3 protein-coding genes are annotated in these 4233 nt (G+C 37.8%); all 3 read right to left on the bottom strand.

From position 1 onward, the window contains the following. A partial coding sequence (locus H5072_RS12875; RefSeq protein WP_182693735.1) for a pilus assembly protein occupies positions 1–3080 on the bottom strand: 3080 nt, incomplete at its 3' end. Between the two features lies 1 nt (position 3081). After that, the gene (locus tag H5072_RS12870) at positions 3082–3585 is read right to left on the bottom strand and encodes a hypothetical protein (protein WP_024596574.1); all 504 of its coding nucleotides are present in this window, start codon (positions 3583–3585) and stop codon (positions 3082–3084) included. Further along, on the bottom strand, positions 3573–4233 hold a 661-nt coding region (locus H5072_RS12865), incomplete at its 5' end, for a PilW family protein (protein WP_182693734.1). The genes H5072_RS12870 and H5072_RS12865, both read right to left, overlap by 13 nt.

Genomic DNA, 4233 nt, shown 5'->3' with positions numbered 1-4233 from the left:
TCAACAATTGTTAAGCCAGGGCCCTTTATCTCAACAGGCTTCATTGGGTTTTCAGCATTTTCACCTTTGATACCCGGCCCAATTAGATAAAACTGACTTTCTTGTGTTACGTCAACTGTTGGGTTGTCATCACACTTACCATCTCCATTACCATCTACGCATGAAGGGCCTTCGCCAAAGTATAACTGAGGTGTATCTGGTACATCATAGCTGGTTGTAAATTTAAGGTCATCATACACTTTAGTACCGTAATGTAAGTGAAATGCGTATAAAGAACCACCACCACCACTTAGGGAACATTGGTTTTCAGTCGATGTATCTGATGCAGGTGTGAAACTTGTAAAATAAGCAACACCTCCAACAACTGTAGCAGCAGCTAGTGATTTTTCACCCGTTCCTAACTCATATCTCCAACCATTAAATTTAGCCAAGTCGACTTCTAAGTCAACAAAATCATCAACGTCATCTAGAGCATTACCAAATGGGTCTGAATTCATTTGCATCAAATCAGCAGGTACAATAGTATCCGGTGCATTCGTTTTATATGATTTAGTAACTGTATTTTCATCTCTGATCATAAACAGTTGATCTTTTTCATTGGTACCGGTTGGTTTTGAGCGGTTACCACTACCAATAACTATTGCATCATACGGCGTATCTAAGCGTGTTATAACGGTACTACCATCAACTGTTGTCTCGCTTACTTTACTATAAATGGTTCGTGCAACGAGTGGTTTGTAAAAAAAGCGTCGGTCTTCAGTTGCTTTATTACTGCCAAGCTCAGCTAATTTAAAGTGACTAAATTCACTAGTACTAGTGCCTGGCATATCTATACGCCAAATATCTCCACCAGTATCTGCCGCATAAATTCGGTCTATATATCCATCATAATCTGAGTCAAGCGTGGTAATATCTGCAGCAATACTATGCTTACCTTTAAAGCCATTAATATCGGGTGTTAATGCCCATACTCTTTTACCTGTTTCGGCTTCAACAATGTAAATACCTCGCCCTATATTATCTTCACTACGAATAGCTGCATCTTTATTTGTATCGTATCCAGCACCAAAAATTAATAAAGGCTTATCACCAAATGCTTTAATATAGGCTATTTGTGGCTTTGACCATGTTTGCGCAAGCTCTTTAAAATCACCTTTTCCGCCCTCTATTGGTGCGTCCCATAATTTTTTTGGTATGTTTGGGTTTGTTATATCAAGTCCGTAATAATTTTTACCACCGCGACGCATTCCTGCAAAAGCCCACACTCTATCGTCGCCACTCGCATCAATAATACCGTCGTTTAAACCATCACTATTTAAGTTTTTATTATCAAAATAAATACTAATAGGGCCATCCATACCATATACTTTCGTATCGGCCTGATTTTTACGTAGAGGTTCAATAATGTCGTATAAAGCAGACGGTATAAATGCCCAACTTTCACTTACGCTATCATCAGAATCCTTGAACATATGCAAAAAGCCTGCATTAGTTCCTATTAAAACTCGAATATCATCATTACCATAATCGATTGCGACAGGTTTAGAATGCAGAGGATCACCAAAAATATCTTGACGCTGGTCAACGTTAGACCCATCAGCATCATCATCATCAACATCAACACCCATCGCCCATTTAATATCATCGCTCGATAAGCTCAGAGGATTATTATCGACTAAATTAAGAATATCACTGACAACTGAGGTATTAAAATTTACTATTGCTCCTTGATTGTCAGTGTATAAATTACGGCTATCTGAATCTAATGTAGTTAAATGAAGGTTTACACCACCTTGTGCAACTAAGTTACCATCAGCTGGCTCCCCGCTTGGCAACCAAAATGTTTCTGCATTTTCGTCAATCAAGCCATTTTCATCAAGTGCCGATAATCCTTTTGAGTCAACAATTTGACTCCCTGATACTTTCAGCTTTTTTAGGTTTCCACGCCAACGAGCACCTGTTTCTGGGTAAAACATGGCAAAATAAACAGCATCTCGACTACGAGTTTGATCTACATTATTACTTGCAACTGAAGGTGATGAAAAACTATCATTTACTTCTCTGATTCTTGAAATCGTATTTTTTAATGCCTCTGTTAAAGCCTCTGAAGTTCGCGCCTCTAAGTACTGCCCTCCACCAACCGATGCCGCTTTCTCTAGTAAGTCAATACCGCCATCACTCATTCCTGTGCCAAAGCCAATGGTAAAAACTCTACCCGTATCTAGCACATCGCTTGTCTCAGAGTATAAATCTACTTTTGTATTATTTGTTCCATGTATTATTTTTGATAGAGCAACTAAATAGCTATTAGAATAATCACCACTCACAAAAGGGATTGAATCATTAAATAAATTATTATGTACACTTTTAATCTGATCATCACGACCATCATCGTTAGTGGGATCTCCATCAGTCATCAAAATAATATTAATTGAGTTATCGCACCTAAGAGGATCTCCTGACTCCTTTTTAAATGGTGACTTATAAGTTCCATTAGCATCAGCTGCTTTATCTCTATTGTTAATACCATAACCATAGTAAAGACTTTGCCCAGTAATATATCTATACGCCTCCCATAAGGTTTCTGTTAAGGGAGTTGCTCCACTTGCAGGCAAATCATCAATTTCATTAAGTAAGGTATTTTTGTTAGAACCAAGCCTTGCTAATACATAGCCACCTGAACTTTCTCTAAATCTCATTAAACCAAAATCAATATCATCATTATCAGTAACTAGTTGGCTAACGGCGTTTTTTGCTACTAATAATCGGCTATCTTCACAAATAGCTTGTGCATATCCATTTACAGACTTGTAACACTGCTGTGTGTAATTAAAGTAAGTCTGACTTTTAAAACAATCAGATTCATAGAACTGTCCATTTTGATAACGACGATAACACTTGCCTCCATCTACAACATCCCAAGCCATACTTCCTGAAGTATCAAATATCATTAACACTCTTGGATTTTCGTCTGTCTCTACATCATGATTTACATAAAGTTCAATATCCTCTGCAAATACCGACATACTTATTGTTAAGCCAAGTAAAGAGGCTAACACTTTGTTTAATTTTAATTTCATATTAAATCCCCTTACTTATGCTAGCCATTTCTTGCGCTACACCTGTAACAATGGTTAGTTCATGCTTACTTTTAGAGCCATATTCTATCGTAGTGGCGACCTGTAACATATTGCACGATATACCTGCTGTAAAATTAAAGCGTCGAGGACACTCTAGGTCAAGCGCACCTTTGTTTAGATTAACCATTTTGCTTTGCATACCATCATGTGTTGCGATCACCATGCCTTCTTTATCAGAGGCTGCAATCGAAGTGACTTCATCTGGACTCAAAAAAAACTGATTATTCGCACCTTTATTTGCTTCATCAGAAATCATGCGCTGTACTTCGCCAATAAGTTCATTTTCGGCCACTTCACGCTCTTGCGCTGCATTGGTAATTTTAATATCAATACTACTACTGCTCATAAGAGTCACCGCTATACCCGTCACTGCAATTACCATTATTAGAGCAGTGATCAGTACTACACCCTGCTGCTTTTTCTGTGATTGTTTTAAATACGCCATAAATTTGATCCAACATTATTTAATCGAATAGTCGTGGTAAACACTGTGCGTCTGAAACTATCGGTAAATTTCAATTCACGCTTGTCTTCATCTTCACCTAATATGTAAGTTTGGTTTTTAATTTTAACCCCAGGGTCTGGCTCCAATGCGCGTATTAATAAAAATACCTGTACTGTTAGAATACCCTTTCGATTTTCCCAATCAGTGTGCTCCATACTTTTAATACTTCGGTATGTATCTACACGATTGTCGCTGTTTGTATCGAGACCAAAAACAAACCGCATGTTTTCGACACCTTCCATAATAGTTTCTGTGGTGATATTCCCACCAACTAAGCGCTTTCTCATTAATGCAGGTACAGTTAGGTTCTTGTTATTTACTTTATATGTTTGCTCTGAAATATAATAAACATGATGGCTATACGGCCAAATAGAGGCATTAACAGAACTTCCTGTAATTTCACCTCGCTTGAATTGGGCTCTCTCTTGCTCCGCTATGAAATAGTTTTCACTCGTTTGAGTCTCAGCTTCAGTTAATTGATCACCTTGTAAAAACTTTAACTGAATAATATCGGTACCTTTTACTGGACTCGTTACGCAGTTTAGTTCTTTTGAAGCATCTGCAACCTTCGCATAAATAGTTCTAAAG

It is taken from the genome of Pseudoalteromonas sp. SR45-5, from assembly GCF_014163565.1.
Taxonomy (GTDB): Bacteria; Pseudomonadota; Gammaproteobacteria; order Enterobacterales; family Alteromonadaceae; genus Pseudoalteromonas; species Pseudoalteromonas distincta.
The sequence above is the reverse complement of the archived record's forward strand: the minus strand, read 5'-3'. Positions and strand labels throughout refer to the sequence as shown.

What these genes read in the sequence shown, in the direction of transcription:
- H5072_RS12870 (WP_024596574.1), bottom strand. Translation starts at nt 3,585, where the DNA reads ATGGCGTATTTAAAACAATCACAGAAAAAGCAGCAGGGTGTAGTACTG.